18 protein-coding genes are annotated in these 15924 nt (G+C 60.4%); 10 read left to right on the forward strand and 8 right to left on the reverse strand.

Features of this window, described 5'->3' with window-relative positions; genetic code table 11:
• Positions 1-63: 63 nt before the first annotated feature.
• Together OP10G_RS12430 and OP10G_RS12435 are read right to left on the reverse strand one after the other, a co-directional pair.
• On the reverse strand, positions 64-1053 hold the full coding sequence (locus OP10G_RS12430) for a glycosyl hydrolase family 18 protein (RefSeq protein ID WP_025225560.1): 990 nt from the start codon (positions 1051-1053) through the stop codon (positions 64-66).
• A gap of 27 nt (positions 1054-1080) precedes the next feature.
• The gene (locus OP10G_RS12435) at positions 1081-1911 is read right to left on the reverse strand and encodes an EamA family transporter (protein ID WP_025225559.1); all 831 of its coding nucleotides are present in this window, start codon (positions 1909-1911) and stop codon (positions 1081-1083) included.
• A 268-nt stretch (positions 1912-2179) separates the two neighbouring features.
• On the opposite strand from OP10G_RS12435, the gene OP10G_RS12440 reads away from it, so the two are divergent.
• The 5 genes from OP10G_RS12440 (at position 2180) to OP10G_RS12460 (ending at position 6656) form a co-directional block, all read left to right on the forward strand.
• Entirely contained in the window at positions 2180-2599 is a 420-nt protein-coding gene (locus OP10G_RS12440) for a GntR family transcriptional regulator (RefSeq protein ID WP_025225558.1), read from the forward strand.
• Entirely contained in the window at positions 2592-3479 is an 888-nt protein-coding gene (locus OP10G_RS12445) for an ABC transporter ATP-binding protein (RefSeq protein ID WP_025225557.1), read from the forward strand. The genes OP10G_RS12440 and OP10G_RS12445 overlap by 8 nt, the downstream gene beginning before the upstream one ends.
• Entirely contained in the window at positions 3479-5143 is a 1665-nt protein-coding gene (locus OP10G_RS12450; protein ID WP_025225556.1) for a hypothetical protein, read from the forward strand. The genes OP10G_RS12445 and OP10G_RS12450 overlap by 1 nt, the downstream gene beginning before the upstream one ends.
• 88 nt (positions 5144-5231) lie before the next feature.
• Complete coding sequence (locus tag OP10G_RS12455) at positions 5232-6095, forward strand: sulfurtransferase (RefSeq protein WP_025225555.1); 864 nt, start codon at positions 5232-5234, stop codon at positions 6093-6095.
• A 123-nt stretch (positions 6096-6218) separates the two neighbouring features.
• Entirely contained in the window at positions 6219-6656 is a 438-nt protein-coding gene (locus OP10G_RS12460) for a response regulator (RefSeq protein WP_025225554.1), read from the forward strand.
• Between the two features lie 39 nt (positions 6657-6695).
• Here the strand turns inward: OP10G_RS12460 and OP10G_RS26310 are convergent, their stop codons facing one another.
• Positions 6696-7016 carry a hypothetical protein gene (locus OP10G_RS26310; RefSeq protein WP_144241128.1) on the reverse strand — a complete coding sequence of 107 codons (321 nt, stop codon included), beginning with the start codon at positions 7014-7016 and terminating at the stop codon, positions 6696-6698.
• A 166-nt stretch (positions 7017-7182) separates the two neighbouring features.
• On the opposite strand from OP10G_RS26310, the gene OP10G_RS12470 reads away from it, so the two are divergent.
• Positions 7183-7614 (forward strand): hypothetical protein, encoded by a 432-nt coding sequence (locus tag OP10G_RS12470; protein ID WP_144241129.1) that lies wholly within the window; start codon positions 7183-7185, stop codon positions 7612-7614.
• A gap of 6 nt (positions 7615-7620) precedes the next feature.
• On the opposite strand, the gene OP10G_RS12475 is transcribed toward OP10G_RS12470, so the two are convergent.
• Together OP10G_RS12475 and OP10G_RS12480 are read right to left on the reverse strand one after the other, a co-directional pair.
• Positions 7621-8046, reverse strand: a complete 426-nt coding sequence (locus tag OP10G_RS12475; protein ID WP_025225551.1) for a response regulator — start codon at positions 8044-8046, stop codon at positions 7621-7623.
• Positions 8043-10403 carry a PAS domain S-box protein gene (locus OP10G_RS12480; RefSeq protein WP_025225550.1) on the reverse strand — a complete coding sequence of 787 codons (2361 nt, stop codon included), beginning with the start codon at positions 10401-10403 and terminating at the stop codon, positions 8043-8045. Before OP10G_RS12480 ends, OP10G_RS12475 begins: the two co-directional genes overlap by 4 nt.
• An 821-nt stretch (positions 10404-11224) precedes the next feature.
• Between OP10G_RS12480 and OP10G_RS27640 the strand changes: the two genes are divergently transcribed.
• From OP10G_RS27640 to OP10G_RS12495, 4 genes are all read left to right on the forward strand, one after another.
• A complete protein-coding gene (locus OP10G_RS27640; protein ID WP_265101621.1) occupies positions 11225-11356 on the forward strand; it encodes a hypothetical protein in 132 nt (43 codons plus the stop codon).
• 223 nt (positions 11357-11579) lie between these two features.
• Positions 11580-12020 carry a response regulator gene (locus OP10G_RS12485; RefSeq protein ID WP_227625133.1) on the forward strand — a complete coding sequence of 147 codons (441 nt, stop codon included), beginning with the start codon at positions 11580-11582 and terminating at the stop codon, positions 12018-12020.
• 106 nt (positions 12021-12126) lie between these two features.
• Complete coding sequence (locus OP10G_RS12490; protein WP_025225548.1) at positions 12127-12318, forward strand: hypothetical protein; 192 nt, start codon at positions 12127-12129, stop codon at positions 12316-12318.
• Between the two features lie 32 nt (positions 12319-12350).
• Positions 12351-12551, forward strand: coding sequence for a hypothetical protein (locus OP10G_RS12495; protein ID WP_025225547.1), 201 nt, complete (start codon positions 12351-12353; stop codon positions 12549-12551).
• Positions 12552-12570: 19 nt separating this feature from the next.
• Here the strand turns inward: OP10G_RS12495 and OP10G_RS24575 are convergent, their stop codons facing one another.
• The 3 genes from OP10G_RS24575 to kaiC are packed head-to-tail and all read right to left on the reverse strand — an operon-like array spanning position 12571 to position 15873.
• Complete coding sequence (locus tag OP10G_RS24575; RefSeq protein WP_084179187.1) at positions 12571-13839, reverse strand: sensor histidine kinase; 1269 nt, start codon at positions 13837-13839, stop codon at positions 12571-12573.
• The gene (locus OP10G_RS12505; protein ID WP_025225545.1) at positions 13817-14167 is read right to left on the reverse strand and encodes a circadian clock KaiB family protein; all 351 of its coding nucleotides are present in this window, start codon (positions 14165-14167) and stop codon (positions 13817-13819) included. Before OP10G_RS12505 ends, OP10G_RS24575 begins: the two co-directional genes overlap by 23 nt.
• A complete protein-coding gene (gene kaiC / locus OP10G_RS12510; protein WP_025225544.1) occupies positions 14167-15873 on the reverse strand; it encodes a circadian clock protein KaiC in 1707 nt (568 codons plus the stop codon). The genes OP10G_RS12505 and kaiC overlap by 1 nt, the downstream gene beginning before the upstream one ends.
• Positions 15874-15924 lie beyond the last annotated feature (51 nt).

Consider the following 15924-nt stretch of genomic DNA (forward strand, 5'->3'; position numbering starts at 1 on the left):
TTCCGGCCCTGGGACCGGGCATGTCCCAATTGATCAAAAGCCAGGTTCCTACCCGCGAATCATTTACTTCCCCTTCCGAAACTCCGTCCAAACGGACGGATCCTCCGAACCCAGACGCCACATCGCGACCCCGTGGAGGCGCAGTTTCTTGGCCAGTTGGAGCTTTGATCGCTGCGCGGGGCCGTCGGCGAAGAAGGCGGTGTGGTTGTCGTACCGGAGCGTCAGCTCCTGGGAGGCGGGGTCGCGCGTGGGACGGCCGTGGGCCAAGGATAGACGGCCAAGGTCGGCCCAGGTGAAGGAAGTGGCTTGCTTTCCCACCCAGTCGTAGCCGTAGGCGGGAATCCCCATATCGAGCTTCGAGGCGGGGATCACGCTCGAGGCGAATCTCATGACCTGCTCGACCCATGCCGGGGAGGCGACCGGCCCGGCGTCGCTGGTCAGCCAATGCTCGTCGTAGGTCATCACCCGCACGATATCGCAGAGGCGACCGAGCGCGGCGAAGTCCTGCGCTTGCGAACCATCCCAGTTCCCCGGCTCGGACATTTTGGGATGCAGCGCGATGGCCAAGGTCAGCTTCCGAGCGTGAAGCGACTTCGAGAGAATCGCCACGAACCGAGTAAAAGGAGCTCGGTCGACGGCCCGGAGCGACTCGTAGTCGAGGTCGATCCCATCGAGGCCATCTTCTATCGCGATCTTGGTCAGTTCACTTGCGTGCCGGCGCATCGCCTTCTCACTCGCCAGCGCTTTCTCTACTCCGGCCGGCGTGAAATCCCCGTTCGCCGCGTTAGCGGCAATGCCGAGCACCTTAACTCCGTGTTTGCGGGCGATCCTCAACACCTTCTTCTTCTCCGCCGCGGTGGGCCGATCCCGCCGGATCGAGTGCCCTGCGGGATCGCAACCGGTCCATTCCACCCCTACGGTGTCGAGCTGATCCGCGTGCTTCTCAAACGTGGCCAGAGACTCGCCGTTGTCAAAAAAGACCAGCCACCCGCTCACCTTTAAGTGCGGGGTAGGCGTCATTGCCAGAGCCAAGGCGATAAGCGGTGCGACCATTCGCCAAGGATATCCCGATCCACGGGCTTACCGCGCCAACAGTACTGCGCCCAAGGCGACGGCGGCGCAGGCGGCAAACCGCCGGAAGCGTAGCTCCTCCCCCAAGACGTACCGTCCGATCAGCGCGGCGAACAGAACGCTGGTTTCCCGTAACGCGGAGACCAGCCCCATCGCGCCATCGCGCATGGCCAGCGTAACCAACGTATAGGCGACGACCGACACTACGCCACCGCCCACCGCGAGCCATATCTGCCGAGGCTCGCCTCGCCAACCGCCGACCCCTTTCCGATAGGTGAAAATCAGGCTCAAAGTCAATCCATACGACACGGAAAGCCAAGCGTTGTACGAGAGCCCGTTCCCCGCGCTCCGTACGCCCAGGCCGTCCGATACCGTATAGCAAGCGATGGCGGCGCCCGTAGCAAGCGACACCAGAACCGTCCGCCGATCGACCCGCCCTCGATCGTGGGCGATCGCGAGGATCCCCAGTGAAACGAGGCCGATCCCAACGAGCGCGATCGGCGAAGGAATTTCGCGCACCACGATCAAGGCTCCCAGGGTGACGAGGATGGGCGAGGACCCCCGGGCGATTGGATACGCCACTCCCAGATCGCCGTGCCGGTACGCCTCCACAAGCAGCCACATGTAGACGCAGTGGAGCACCGAGGAAAACAGGAGATACGGCAAACACGCGGCCGAAGGGAGTGGGAGAAATGGAAGGGCCGGCAGAGCCACGGCGAAAGTCGCCAGCGCCATCCATCCCGCCGCCCACTGCCGGTCGGCCCCTCCTCGAAGCGCCGCGTTCCACCCGGCGTGCAACACCGCCGAGAAAAGCACGAGCGCATACACTGCGGGAGGCATCAAAGAAAACTACCTTCTCCATTCCATCCGTAGCGCCGGGGCGTTGGGGCATTGGGGCGTTGGGGCGTTGGGGCGTTGGGGCGTTGGGGCGTTGCAGCTTGGTGCTTTACCCTGTTCCAACGCCCAACGCCCAACGCCCAACGCCCAACGCCCAACGCCCAACGCCCAACGCCCAACGCCCAGCGCCCTCCAATCGTCAATCGTAAATCGACAATTCCGACTGTGCTAGTGAACTAATACACCCATACGCATCGTCTCCTCTCTGATCATGCGTATCCACATCTCTCCGACCGACGGAGTGCCGATCTATTTGCAGATCGTGCAGCAGGTTCGGCGGCTGGTTGCGGGGGGCGAGCTGATGGAGGGGGAAGAGCTCCCTAGCATCCGCTCGCTCGCCGAGCGGCTCGTCGTGAACCCCAACACCGTCTCCCGGGCTTACCGGGAGCTTGAAACGGGCGGAGTCGTCGTTTTCTCGCGCGGGTTGGGCACCTTCGTCGCGGCGAGCGATCGCCGAATGGCGAACGAGGAAAAGCGGGCGCTGCTCGCGCAGAGACTGGATTCGGTGATTTTGGAGGGTCGGCAGATGGGCGTTACGTTCGATGAATTGCTCGACCTGATGAGGGAGCGCGGCTTGGCCGTGGCGCCCGACGACCAGACCGAAGGGGAAATGGAGGTTACGCGTGGCTGAATTGATTATCGAGGTCCGAAACCTCGTTCGAACCTATGGCAAGCGAAGGGCTTTGGACAACATCGACCTGACCTTGGAGCAAGGGACCGTCCTTGGCCTCGTCGGCCAGAACGGCGCCGGCAAGACGACGCTGATCAAACACCTGCTCGGTCTCTTACGGGCCGAGCAGGGAACGGTCCGCGTTTTCGGCAAGGATCCGGTCAGCGATCCGCCCGGCGTCCTTTCCCGCATCGGCTACCTCTCAGAAGAAGGCGACTTGCCGCTCTGGATGCGGGTGGACGATCTGATGCGTTATTCCGCCGCGTTCTACCCAACGTGGGACGCCGCGTATGCCGAGAAGCTACGCCGGGAATTCGATCTCTCGCTCGACGCGAAGCTTGGCCAGATTTCGAAAGGGCAGCGAGCTCGCGCCGGTCTCTTGGTCGCGCTAGCCTTTCGACCCGATCTCCTGTTGCTCGACGAGCCTTCGTCCGGTCTTGATCCGGTGGTTCGTCGCGACATTCTATCGGCCATCATCCGTACCATCGCGGATGAAGGGCGCACCGTCCTCTTCTCCTCCCACCTCCTCAGCGAGGTCGAACAGGTCTCCGACCGCGTGGCGATGGTTCGCGAAGGGAGGCTGATCCTGAACGACGACCTCGCCCGGATCAAAGAGACGCACCAGCGGATCGACGTCCGCCTCCGCGAGCCGAGACAGGAGCCGCCGACGATCCCCGGGGCGGTCGGCTGGAACGGCGCGGGCCGGAACTGGTCGGCGCTTTGGCACGGCGATCCCCAGGAGCTCGATCCTGCCGTCGCTCTCGCCGGCGGCGAAGTCGCCGGGCGAGGAGGCGCGAGCCTTGACGACATCTTTGTGGCGCATGCCGGGAAGGCCGCGTAATGACCGGCGTCTCCCTCGTCCAGATGTTCGTTCACCGGTACCGCTGGGTTTATCCGGCGGTCGCGATCTACCTGACCCTGCTCGCCTGCATCGTGCGCGTCCCAGATTCGGTGATGAACCCGGTCCTGAAAGGGCTCCTCAGCATCCCGTTCTTCTTCGGGATGATCGCGACCCTCGCCGCGTTTTCCAATCCCGAGAGCGATCTGACGAGCGAAGCTTCGGGTTATCCGCCGTTCCTTTTGCGCATGCCGATGCGGTCGATTGCGCTCGCGCTATGGCCTATGCTCGCCGGAGTACTTTGGGGGATCGGTTCCTGGCTTGGAATCGCGGTGCTCTTTCTGATTCCGCTCGGAGCGCAGATAACGAACGGCGACCTTGTTTGGTCTTCAGCGATGATCGGAGCTCTCGTCGTCACGTTCCAGGCATTGCTTTGGATGCCCGTCAGGTCCGGAAAGCTGCGGCTCGCCGTGGGTCTCTCGGTTCCGCTTGCACTATTGTGCGGCGGACTCTCGCTTGGGATGCAACATGTCGACGTAGAGACAATCACTCTGCTCTTCGTCTTGGAAGGGTTCGCCGCGGGAGCGTTGGCCGTGAATGCGGTGGTTCGAGCTCGTACGGTGGGTACCGTGCGAGTGCCGTTGGTCGCCAAACCGCGACTGAACGTGAACCGCAAAGCGAAAGCGCCGTTCGCTACGCCTTATGCGGCGCAGTATTGGCTGGAATGGCACCGCCAGGGCCGGCTGCTTCCTATCCTGACCGGAGTCGCCCTCGTACTCATCTCGGTCCCCCTCGTGCGAGAGCACGACCTTTACGAGCAGTACTACCAGGGGCACATGATCATGGTGAACACCTGGAGCTGGGCCATGCTCCCCAGCCTTCCCTGGATCCCGCTCCTCATTTCGACGATCATCGGCATGGGCGTGAAGAAGTCCGACATGAGATCGGAAGAGGGGGTTTACCACCTCTATTACGCGACCCGGCCAATCGACTCGTCGGAAATGCTCAGGGCGAAATACGCCGCCATCGGTCGGGGAGTGTTGATCTCCTGGGGGATGACGATCGCCGTCGCCTTTGCGTGGCTCAGCGAGATCGCCTCCGACGGGGTCCTTCGGATGCCCACCTGGATGTTTATCCTGCGCTGGACGCCGGTAAGCCAGCTCGCGCTGTACGCGGCGATGATCGTCCTCGCGGCCGTATGGACTTGGCGTAACCAAGCAATCGGAGCGTTCGTGGACTTCCTGCCCAGCCGGATCGCCGCCCGGCTCTATCCGGTCGCCGTCACCCTTCTGGGAGCCATTTACTTCTCGCTGTTTGCACTGTCAAACCAGTTCTTGCAGCGCCCCGAGAGCATTTGGCTGGTAGGCCCGGCGTTCAGCCTTGCCCTTGGCCTAAAGGTTTGGTCGGCCTTCCTGGTGAAAAACAAGCTCGCAACCCTTCGTCCGAGTGAAGGCGATTTCGCGGGGCGCGCGTTCGCGTCGTGGCTCAAAGTCGGTGCGGTGACCTCGCTGCTCTTCCTGTGGGTCGCCAACTTCTACTCGAGCGTCGGAGCCAACGTACCGATCCTCTCCCCGCCGGTTGCCGTTCTCGCCGCCTTCTTGGTCGCCCCGTTAGTCCGTCCGATGGCGGCGCGCCTCGCTATCGAGCAGGGAAGGCACCAGAGGTAGGCGGCTCTAACTGGGCGCGCGGGACGTATACGTCCCGTGTGCTCCATAAGAGCCGTCTAACGCCATCCTCACGCAGTATCATCCAGACATGAGCGATATTGGAAGCCGTGGATATGTCGTGGCGGATGCGTTGGTCAGCACGAGTTGGGTTGCGCAGCATTTGGACGATCCGGATGTTCGGATCGTGGAGAGCAACGAAGACCCACTGCTTTACGCGAGCGGACATATTCCGGGGGCGGTCGAGGTCGACTGGACCCGAGATCTGAACGATCCCCTGTGCCGCGATTATCTTCAGCGGGACCGGTTCGAAGCGCTCGCTTCGCGGATTGGGATCACCAGAGACACGACGATCGTTTTCTACGGCGACAAAAGCAACTGGTGGGCGACCTACGCGCTCTGGGTCTTTCACCTTTTCGGTCACACCAACTGCCGGATCATGGACGGTGGGCGGCTAAAGTGGCAGAAGGAAGGGCGGCCACTCACGAAGGAGGTCCCGAGCTATCCAGCGACCGAATACCGGTCGCCGGAGCGTGACGATAAGGAATTTCGCGCCTTCCGCGACCAGGTGCTGCAGCACCTGCATAGCCAGGGGAAGATGATCGATGTTCGCTCGCCGGAAGAGTACAACGGAACTCGCCTTCACATGGAGGCTTATCCGAACGAGGGAGCCCTCCGCGGTGGGCACATCCCGGGCGCAAAGAATGTGCCGTGGGCAAAGGCGGTCGATCCGGAGACGGGCGAGTTTCTGCCGGCCGACAAGCTTCGCAGCTTGTACGAAGAGATGTCTGGTTTAAATCCGCAAGACGACGTCATCGTCTACTGCCGCATAGGCGAGCGGTCGAGCCACACCTGGTTCGCGCTGCATTACTTGCTGGGGTATCCGAGCGTTCGGAACTACGACGGCTCTTGGACCGAGTGGGGCAATCTCGTCGGCGCGCCGATCGAACGCTAACCCGCCGAAAGCCCCGAAAGGCTTTCCTCGGGCTGGGTGGTCACTAGGCTCTTAAGCGGAGATTCCTCCCCGATTGGGGGAGGAATAAAACGTTGAGGGCAAAATGGAAGCCGGAAGCCAGAAATGCAGTCACACGGAGAAGTGGAGTCAACCGCGGAAGTCAAGAGGGTTTTGATCGTCGAGGATTATCCCGACGACGTATTGCTGATCGAGCGGGTGTTCAGCCGCTTGCCGGTCGAGATCGAAACGATGCACTTAGACGACGGCCGCGAGGCGGTGAAGCTAAGCGAGGCATGGAATCCTCTCGATGAGTTCTTCGACCTGGTGCTGCTCGACTCCCGTTTGCCCGGGGCGTCCGGCTTAGAGATGCTGAAGGCGCTCCGAATGTCCGACCCGATGGGCAAGGTTCCGATAGTCCTTCTGATCGGGGCTTCGGGAGACGACTTCTCCGAGGTGGCGCTTGGATACGGGGCCGATGCTTGCATCGTAAAGCCTCTCGCGCCGGAGGCGTTCATGGATAAGGTCCGCAAAATCGCGGAGACCTGGCTGAACTTGAACTAAGTCCACCGCTCCGCTTAGCGGAGCGGTGGACTTGCGGCTCTAGCCGCGATGTCGCCCGTTGTGCTTCAGCCGCCAGATATCCCGGCTCACCTTGTTCAACTCACGTTGGGTGTGCCGCCGCTCACCGAGGGTGTACCGGTGGCCGTCACGGCGATCTCTCCATTCGCTTCGGCGAACCCGGGCTTCCTCGCGAGCAAGCCGGTTTCGCTCATGCCAAGTGAGGCCTCCCGAACGGACTCCCTGATGGATTCGATGCCACTGGTGGCGCTCTCGGTGGTTGATGCTTTGTGCGTCGGCTACCGCCGGAACGATCGCGGCAACGGCGACGAGCGTCAACAACAGGCTCTTAATTCTTGTCATCTCTCTTTCTCCAAGGGCCCGTAAAGTTACTGGGCCACATTCCAGTTGGGACGCTCTCCCGACTCCTCGGTTCACTGGCCTGTCGAAAAGCCCGCGGGTGAACAAACCGGCCGCCGACGGCGTTATAGCGGACGTGGCCGGCCGATTGGGCGGCAGGAGATGGAGCATGAAAAAAAGTTTTCTGATCGTTTGTTTGGCGGCGGCCCTTGGCTTAGCGACGGGTGCGATGGCCCAGTCCGCCGGTCCCGTGGGCGGCGCGCCGTCAAGTTCTTCCGGTAATCATGCGGGACACGGGCAGAGAGAAAAGATCACCGAGGAGATCCTTGCCAAGCTGCACCTCACCGCCGACCAGAAGGCGAAGCTGAAGGCGCACGCCGAAGAGCTCAAGAACAAAATCAAGGAGATCCGCAAAGGTTCCAAGGGAGCTCCCACGGACGAGCAGAAGGCCAAGATGAAGGAACTGCGGAAAGCGAACCACGAATTCCTCAAGCAGACCCTCACGAAGGATCAACTGCGTGAGTTCATGAAGCTCCGAAACGAGAAGATGAAGGAGCTCAAGGAAAAGAACAAGGGTTCCGGAAAAGTCGGCACCCCCTAGGCCTCGCTATCCCGCGCCGACGCTTTGGTAAATTCCCAACGACTCGATTACCTGGAGAATCCGATCCGGCGACGGCGGCTTCACCAGGTAATCGTGGATACCGAGAGCGGCCGCGTTCTTGTGGTCCCGGGCTTCATCCGAGCCGGATAAGATAACGACCGGCAGCGCGTCCAAGCTCCGTTGCTGCCGGATCCAGGCCAAGACTTCCATCCCGTTTCGGTAAGGCAGCTTCAGGTCCAGCAATACGAGCCGGGGGAGCGGATATTGCTCCCGGTCGGCGTACGGTCCGACGCCGGCCAGATAGTCGAGCGCCTTCTGACCGTCCTCGGCCACCTGAACTGGGTTCGCGACCTGCGCCTTCTTCAAAGACCTGCGAAGCGCGAAGACGTCGTCCTCGTTATCTTCAACCAGTAAGATCGTTTTTCGCGTCATCGAGCTCCCCCTGCCGCTTGAAGGTCGACCCAAAACCGGCTCCCCGAATGTCCGTCCGACTCCAACCCGACCGCGCCCCCCATCCGCTCGGCCGCTTTCCGGACGATCGCCAGGCCGATGCCGGTCCCTTCGTAAGGGAGTTTGGCGTGAATCCTTTCGAACATCGTGAACAAGCGGTGGTGATATTGAGGATCGATGCCGATGCCGTTATCTTCGATCCATAGACGTATTTTGTCGCCGTGTCGCTCCGTCCTTACTCGAACCACCGGTTTATTCCCGGGGGCGACGAATTTGATGGCGTTATTCAGCAGGTTCGAAATGATCTGAACCAGCGACGGCTCGTGCCCGATGACTTCTCCCAGCGGCTCGACGATGACCTCGGCATTCGGAGGCTGTAGGGCCGGATAATGATAGATCGTGTCGTGCACGAGCTTGTCGAGCGGTATCACTTCGATCGTCAGCTCGTCTCGGGCGACCCGGCCGTAGGTCAAGATGTCCTGGATCATCTTGTCGAGCCTGGTGCAATTCTCGGCGATCCGGTCCACGCTGTGGAGCGCGTCCGGCTCACGCTCCAACAGGTCGCGATAATCCTCCATTAAGGCGCGACAATGGACGTTCATCGCTCTCAACGGAGCGCGGAGGTCGTGCGAAACCGTATACGAAAACTCTTCCATTTGGGCGACCGCTTCCCGGAGCGAGGCGGTTCGCTCCTGTACGTGCTCTTCAAGCTCGTCGCGAGACTTCGCCAGCTCGATTGCGGCCCTCTTCAGGGCCTCTTCGTCACGCTTTCGCTGAGTGATATCGCGCGCGATCTTCGAAGCGCCGATGACCTCTCCGGCGTCGTTCTTGATCGGCGACACCGACAGTGAGATATCGACGAGGTTGCCGGCCTTGTCACGTCGTTTCGTTTCGTAATGGTCGACACGCAGTCCCCTGCGAATCTGGCCGATGATGGTGGCCTCCTCGTCGATATGCCCTTCCGGAAAGAGGATCGTAATCGGTTGGCCAACCACCTCCTCCTCCGTATAGCCGAACATCCGCTCGGCGCCCGCGTTCCATGAGGTGATAATGCCGTCGAGGGTTTTGCTGATAATTGCGTCGTCCGAAGATTCCACAATCGAGGCGAGGTGCCGACTCTGAACTTCGGCCCGCTTGACCGCCGCCAATTCCCGCTGCAGCGACGTTTGGAGGTTGGCGTTATCGATGGCGGTCGCGGCTTGAGCGGCAAGGGCGACGACCATCTCTTCGGAGACCTGGGTAAATACGTTCGGCCGGGGGTCGCCAAAGAGCAGAGCGCCGAACACCTCACCCGACTTTGAGATCACAGGCGCGGCAAGGTAGCTCTTCACCGGAAGGTGCCCGGGCGGCGTTCCGTAGTACGGCGCGTTCTGGCCGAACCGCGGGTCTTGCGTAACGTCCCCAAGGCGGACAATCGCTTTGCCGCTAAACGTGGGAGCAAAGATCGCGGTGTTCCGCGGCATCGGGAAGTCGGAAAATTCCTCTGGTGGCGCACCTGACAAGGTGTACAGCTTATAAGACTCGCCCTGGCCATCTCGAACAATGTAAAAGAATGCGCCGAAGGCCGCCCCCGAAACCTCACATCCGGCATCGGTGACAAGCTGAACGACCTTTACCAGCTCCTGCTCCGAGACGAGCGCGCTAGCGACCTCTTGTAATATTTGCCGGGTGCGGGAGAGTTCGTGGAGCCCTTCTTCCGCTCGCCGCCGCTCGGCGATCTCGTTCTCGAGCGCCGCCGCCTTTTGCTGCATTACGGCGATCGCCCTGACCTGCTCGTCTGCGGTACGGTTGGCCGATCCATAGCTCTCCGCCGGAATAACGCGCGAGTGTTCTTTGCAGATATGTTCGAACAAGTCGATGGACGACGACTCGTAAAATCCATTAATCGGATAGCCGCAAAAAAGCGAGAATTCGTATCGCTTGCCGAGATCGTTCCACAGTTCTTCCAGCCGAAGAGCGGCCTTGCCGTTTCCCTGGGCGAGCAAGATCGCCACCATTTCGCCGAAGGCATGGAGCTGTCGCCCACCGGCGCAGGCTTTGTCCATGAGAGGTCCAAGCACTGCCTGGAACATCTCGGCGTCTGGCCAACCATCGCGGATGAACTTCGAAAGCGTTTCCTCCGCGTCGAGGGGGACGTACTGATTCCGGCCCTTCACGAGGGAAACATCGATTCCGTAGGAGGAAAGTTCGTGTTCGATGACCGCCCGGTGTTCGGCGGTGGCAATAACGATTCCTGCGCTGCCGGCGCCGAGCGCCGAGCCGATGAAAGAGCCAACGGAGCGGCCGAGAACGGCGTCGTCTTCGTAAAACTGAACGAAGTGCTCGCAAGCCCCGAACATGCGCTTCTTAGTTTTACCGTCCTCACCCGTCCTTGGATGGCGATTCTGCTCCAAATGGAGGTCATGGGGGCTGACTTGGGTGCTTCTTTTCAAGGGCGGTTTTCCATCGGGAACGAGTTCGCAAGGTGAAAGCCCGTGCCCGGATTTATTAGGTACAGATGGCAGAGCTACTCCCTAGAGTGCGTCGAAAGGTCTGCTGCTACGTCCAGCCCATTCAAGTCCTCGGGACAAGCCGAAGGCCCCCCGGCGAACCGCCCTCAAGTTTTCGACGTGGATTCTCCGGTTTTAGTTTCGGAAACCGCGCCATCGTTACGGCAGCGACTTGGCCATTTTGGCCCGAACTTCCAGCCGAACCTTCGCCCGAAGGGCAAGAGGACCCCTGGGCCACTTGTCGACGACATACGGGTACCACGCCCATGGCCGTTCGTAGCCGCGGAATGACGCCTCCCCCAGCCTTAATACCGTTTAGTTAACGTGGCACGGGCGGCTCGCCCGTGGGTATCTCGGGCGGCCCGCCCGAGTAAAAAGCCTATCGTTCAACCCTATCTAAACGGTGTTGCCCCCAGCCTGGCGACCTGAAAGGCCGAGGCTTGGAGATCGTCACTTTGGCGTGCGCGAAGAGGGTACGTCGCCTCCCCTCCCCGACGCCCCCCGTCCTGCTTGCTGCCACCGGGACCGCGGAGATGTCGCACCGTTCAATTCGGCGGCAGTTAATAGGACATGGATCGTCAGATACCTCGTTTGTCAATGCGGGCGTTCAAGTTCGGTATTTAGGACGGTCGGCACGGTTTATGATCTAGAATGAAGCAAGGTGAAAACTAATGGGTGACAAGAAACCAAAGAAGAATTCGTCCGGTAACGCGGATGCTCAGAAAGCCAAGCAACTTAAGAATGCCGCAAGTCGGGACGCCGTCCGTCCGGGGAACGAAATCAAGAAAGATAAGAAGAAGTAGTCTTCTTGAAGCATTGCGATCCAATCACTCTCGATTGATTTTGAGTCGATCGTCAGTCTGGTGCCGGGCTAAATTAATTAAGTGGCGTTCCGATCTACAATTCAAGGTACAGTAGAGCTGTGAGAGCCGCTCCCCAAGCGCTATCGGATTAGCCGCCTCTACTCACTATCAAGTGAGCCTCACATTCGGTAGCTCCTTCGTGTCGACTTCCGCTGGGATGAATATGAATGGTTTACGGCGATCTCTCCTCTTAGTTGAAGACAGCCCGGATGACGTATTTCTGTCCGTGAGGGGGATCGCTGCCTCGGGCGTGCCCTGCGACGTGAACTTGCTCGAGCCCGGAGGGGAGGCCCTTAGCCTGCTGCTAGAGCGTGAGGGGCCAACCCCCGATCTCATCGTGCTCGACTTTCACTTGCCTGGGCAGAACGGCCTCGAAATCCTCCGCGCCCTTCGAAAGCAGGAGAAGACGAAACTGATTCCGATCGTCATTCTCAGCGACCTGCAATCGGAAAAGGACGTGAAAGAGTGCCTATCCGGTGGAGCGAATAGTTGCGTTCAGAAGGCGTCCGACCCCGCCGTTTACGCTGACAACATTGGGTTGATCGTTCGATACTGGCTGACCGTGCATCGGACTCCAGATTCCCCCGTCGCAGCCCAGCCGTAAACCCACCCGTAGCTCTTGCCGAGTTGAACCGCCGCCAGCATGCTTGCTGGCACCGGCCCCAAATTCGTGGCTCAAAAAACGGCCCGCGTTGCTGGCCCGAGGAGAAATGTCCGAACAAGAAGCCACCGATATCGCGAGCCAACTACTCGCGACCTATACCGACCGGGCCTTCGAGATATCGATGCCCGACCAAGAGAGTTACGACCTCATGCGGGCCACGTTTCTTCGCCTGGGCCGGGCGACGGGACCGGACGGAGAGTTCTTCGTGATCAAGGTTTTCGCCGTCATCGGAACGTGATCCGATCTTCAACCACTACCAAGGAAAAAACTATGGAAACAAAAACACCTCAGCGGGACAGCTCCGACGCCAAAAACTACGTAAAGTCGCTACGCGATGCCGTCAAGCGGCGCTATGCAAATGAATACCTGGCCTGGATTCTGGCCGGGCGAACGGGCGTTGCCCCGGGGCGGGGCCGTCTGTCGCCGGTCCTATGGAAGGCCGTCTGCGCAAACCTGGACGCGCTGGCCTGATCTCCGGTTCGACGATCCGCTAGCCGGCGTGGACACCGAGGTTCGCATCCGGGAGAGTGAACGAGAACTTGGAGCCGACTCCAAGTTCTCCCTCGGCCCAAATGATTCCCCCGTGGCGCTCGATCGCGCGCTTGACGTTCGCGAGGCCGATGCCCGTTCCAGGGTAGTCGGAGTCGCGGTGCAGCCGTTCGAACGGTACGAACAGCTTAGGAACGTATTGCATGTCGAAGCCGATCCCTTCGTCGCGAATAAAGAAGACCGGCTTTCCTCCGCACTCCTCCTTCCCAACTTCGACTCGAGCCGGCATGCCGGCTTTCCGATACTTGCAAGCATTATCTAGCAGGTTCTGCAACGCCATTCCGAGGAAACGCGCATCGCCGTCGACCCACAGGTCGGGGGCCACCGTAAGTTCCAGCTCACATTCGGAATGGAGAGGCTGAACGTCTCGTGAGACCTTCTCTATGAGCTGAGATAGGTTGATCCGTTCGATTACTAGCGCACTGCCGCCCAGCCGGGCAAACTGAAGGAGATCGTCGACCAACTGCGCCATCTTTACCGCCGCGGTCGCGAGGCTCTGAAGCTGGCGGCGGCCGTTTTCGGAAAGATTACTCCCCTCGTCTTCGAAAACCATGTTGGCGTTGCCGACGATCGCCCTGAGCGGGGTTCGCATATCGTGCGATACGGAGTAGGTGAACCCTTGGAGCTCGAGATTCGTGGCGACGAGGGCAGCCGTCCGTTCGTCGACGCGGATCTCAAGCTCTCCCACGAGTAGCCGGGCGGCGACGATTTCCGTCAGCTCCGTGACAACCATGCACAGGTCCGCGCCTTCTCCGGTGAGCCGCTGAACGGCGGCGAAGACGGGTACCCCGGCGCTTCCCAATTTAGACAGCCTGAGCTCACCCCGGCTGGCGCCCCACTCGGCCTGAGCCAGTAACGCGGATACCGCTGATTCGCTGGTCCCAAGACTCTGGAAGGTGCGTCCCACGACCCGTTCTAACGGCCACCCGACGATTTCGGCGAACCGCCGGTTACAGTACAAGATGGTTCCGTCCATCGTCATCGCGACGGCGCCCTCCTGCATGTGCTCGACGAACGAGCGATAGGGTGTTTCTGCTCCTATGAGGGTGTACACCTGCTGCTCGCCCGGTCCGCCCGTTACCAGGGCGTCGACGGCACCTAACCGAATGGCGTTGATCGCTTGCTCCGCTTCACCCAAGCGGATTCTCAGTTCGGCGTTCTCGGCCTTAAGCCGTTCTTCCAGCGACTCAAGCATCGGTTCGAGAGACATGGCGTTCACGTAGGGAGATATCCAAGCCGGCAAGCACTTCGGCGGTGTCCGACATGTCGCCGATGACCCGTCGAATCGGGTTGGGCAGAGATTTGATCAAGGTCGGCGCGGCCACCAGCTTGTTCTCTCTCGCGAGTTCCGGCTGCTGATACAAGTCCACGACCTGCAGCTCATATCTTCCGAGGAGGTGCTCCTGGCAGATCGCGCGCAGATTGGCGATCGCCTTCAAAGAGCGCGGAGTCGTCCCGGTTACGAACAGCTTCAAAATGTACATGACTTCTTCACCAGGCTCATCGGCGGGCGTCGGCGCTACAGTTTCATCGGTCATTAAAGATCTCCGTTCAGTTCGTAGCCGCGGCTACGGGCTCTCAACGCCCGCGCCTCGGCATCTCGGGCCTTCGAGCGTTCCAGCCCCTTGCCCCGACGCTCGCTCTCAAGATTTCCGGCCACAAGCTCGGCGGTAAGCGAGGCTATTTGCGCCTCGATGACCTTCCGTCTTCCTTCCGCCAGCGTTTGCTCCCTGGCCGACTCTTCCGCGTGGATCGCGGCTTCGGTGGCCTCGCGCCTCTCCAATTCGATTCGTGCGGTTCCCGTAAGGACGCCCTGGGGGCCGAGATAGACCTCCCTAAGCTGGATTCCGGCGCTCGTGATGAGGAATTCGCGAACCTGGTTCGAGTGCGCCATGCCGCGCGATTTCAAGACGTAAAGTAGGCGGTTGCGCTCACCGTCGGCTTCGATCTGCTGGACGAGCATCCAAGTGTCCATCAAGCTCGACATCGTCAGTTCGGCTGCCTCCGTCGCGCTGGCGTTTTTCGTAAGGCCGGTGAAGTACGAGGTAATTCCCCGTCCCTTTAGGTAGTCCACGAGGCGGATGAGCATTGCCTGCGCATCGGACTCGGAGCCGGCGCTGACGAACGACGTCAGCGGATCCAACACGATGCTTTGGGGCGAGAATGTTTCGATCTTCTTAAGCATCGTGGCTAAGTGCATCTCGAGCCCGTAGTGGCTTGGGCGGGCGGAAACAATCTCTAGCCGGCCGCTCTCGATGCGGGGCGCCAGATCAAGGCCGATCGATCGCATGTTGCGTACGATCTGAGCGGGTGATTCTTCAAAAGCGAAGTACACGCATTTCTCGATGGCGGAATTCGAAAAGGCAAAGTGGGCGGCTAGCGAGCTCTTGCCACTTCCAGTGGTTCCAGAAACCAGGACGCTGCTGCCGCGGAAGACGCCCAGTCCGCTCATCATGTCGTCGAGCGCCGGGACCCCGGTCGAGATCCGGTCCGCGGATGTTTCGTAGTCGAGGCAGGTGGAGCTGAGCGGCATCACCATAATGCCGTCCTCATCGATCAGGAACGGATACTCGTTGGTGCCATGGACCGAACCGCGGTATTTAACGATCCTCAGGCGCCGGGTGCTGACTTGGTCGATCACTCGGTGGTCGAGGAGGATGACGCAATCCGAGACGTACTCCTCGATACCCTGCCGGGTGAGCGATCCTTCGGCCCTTTCGGCGGTAATGATGGCGGTGATTCCGCGATCCTTTAGCCAACGGAAGAGCCGTTGCAGTTCGCATCGAAGGATGGCTTCGCTTGCAAACCCTACGAATAATGTTTCTAGCGTGTCGAGGACGACCCGCTTGGCGCCAATCGAGTCGATGGCGTAACCGATGCGGATAAATAGGGCTTCGAGATCGTACTCTCCCGACTCGTTCATCTCCGATCGAGGAACCAAGATTTGATCGAGCCGAATGAGATCCGCTTTCATCAGCTCTACAAGATCAAATCCGATAGAGGCGACGTTCTCGACGAGATCGGACTCCGATTCTTCGAACGCGATGAACACGCCAGGTTCGTTGAACTCGGTAGCGCCCCTGACGAGGAACTCCATAGCGAAAAGCGTCTTACCGCATCCGGCGTATCCGCAGACCAGCGTGGGTCGGCCCTCGGGCAACCCGCCTCCGGCTACGTCGTCGAAACCCGGAATTCCGGTCTTTGCCTTGTTGAGGGTGCGCGGGGGGGAGATTTCAGATACCATGGAAAATCCGAACGAGTGATTCCCACGTGATCTGGGCCTAGGTCCTCATCG

The sequence above is a fragment of the Fimbriimonas ginsengisoli Gsoil 348 genome (assembly GCF_000724625.1).
Classification (GTDB): domain Bacteria; phylum Armatimonadota; class Fimbriimonadia; order Fimbriimonadales; family Fimbriimonadaceae; genus Fimbriimonas; species Fimbriimonas ginsengisoli.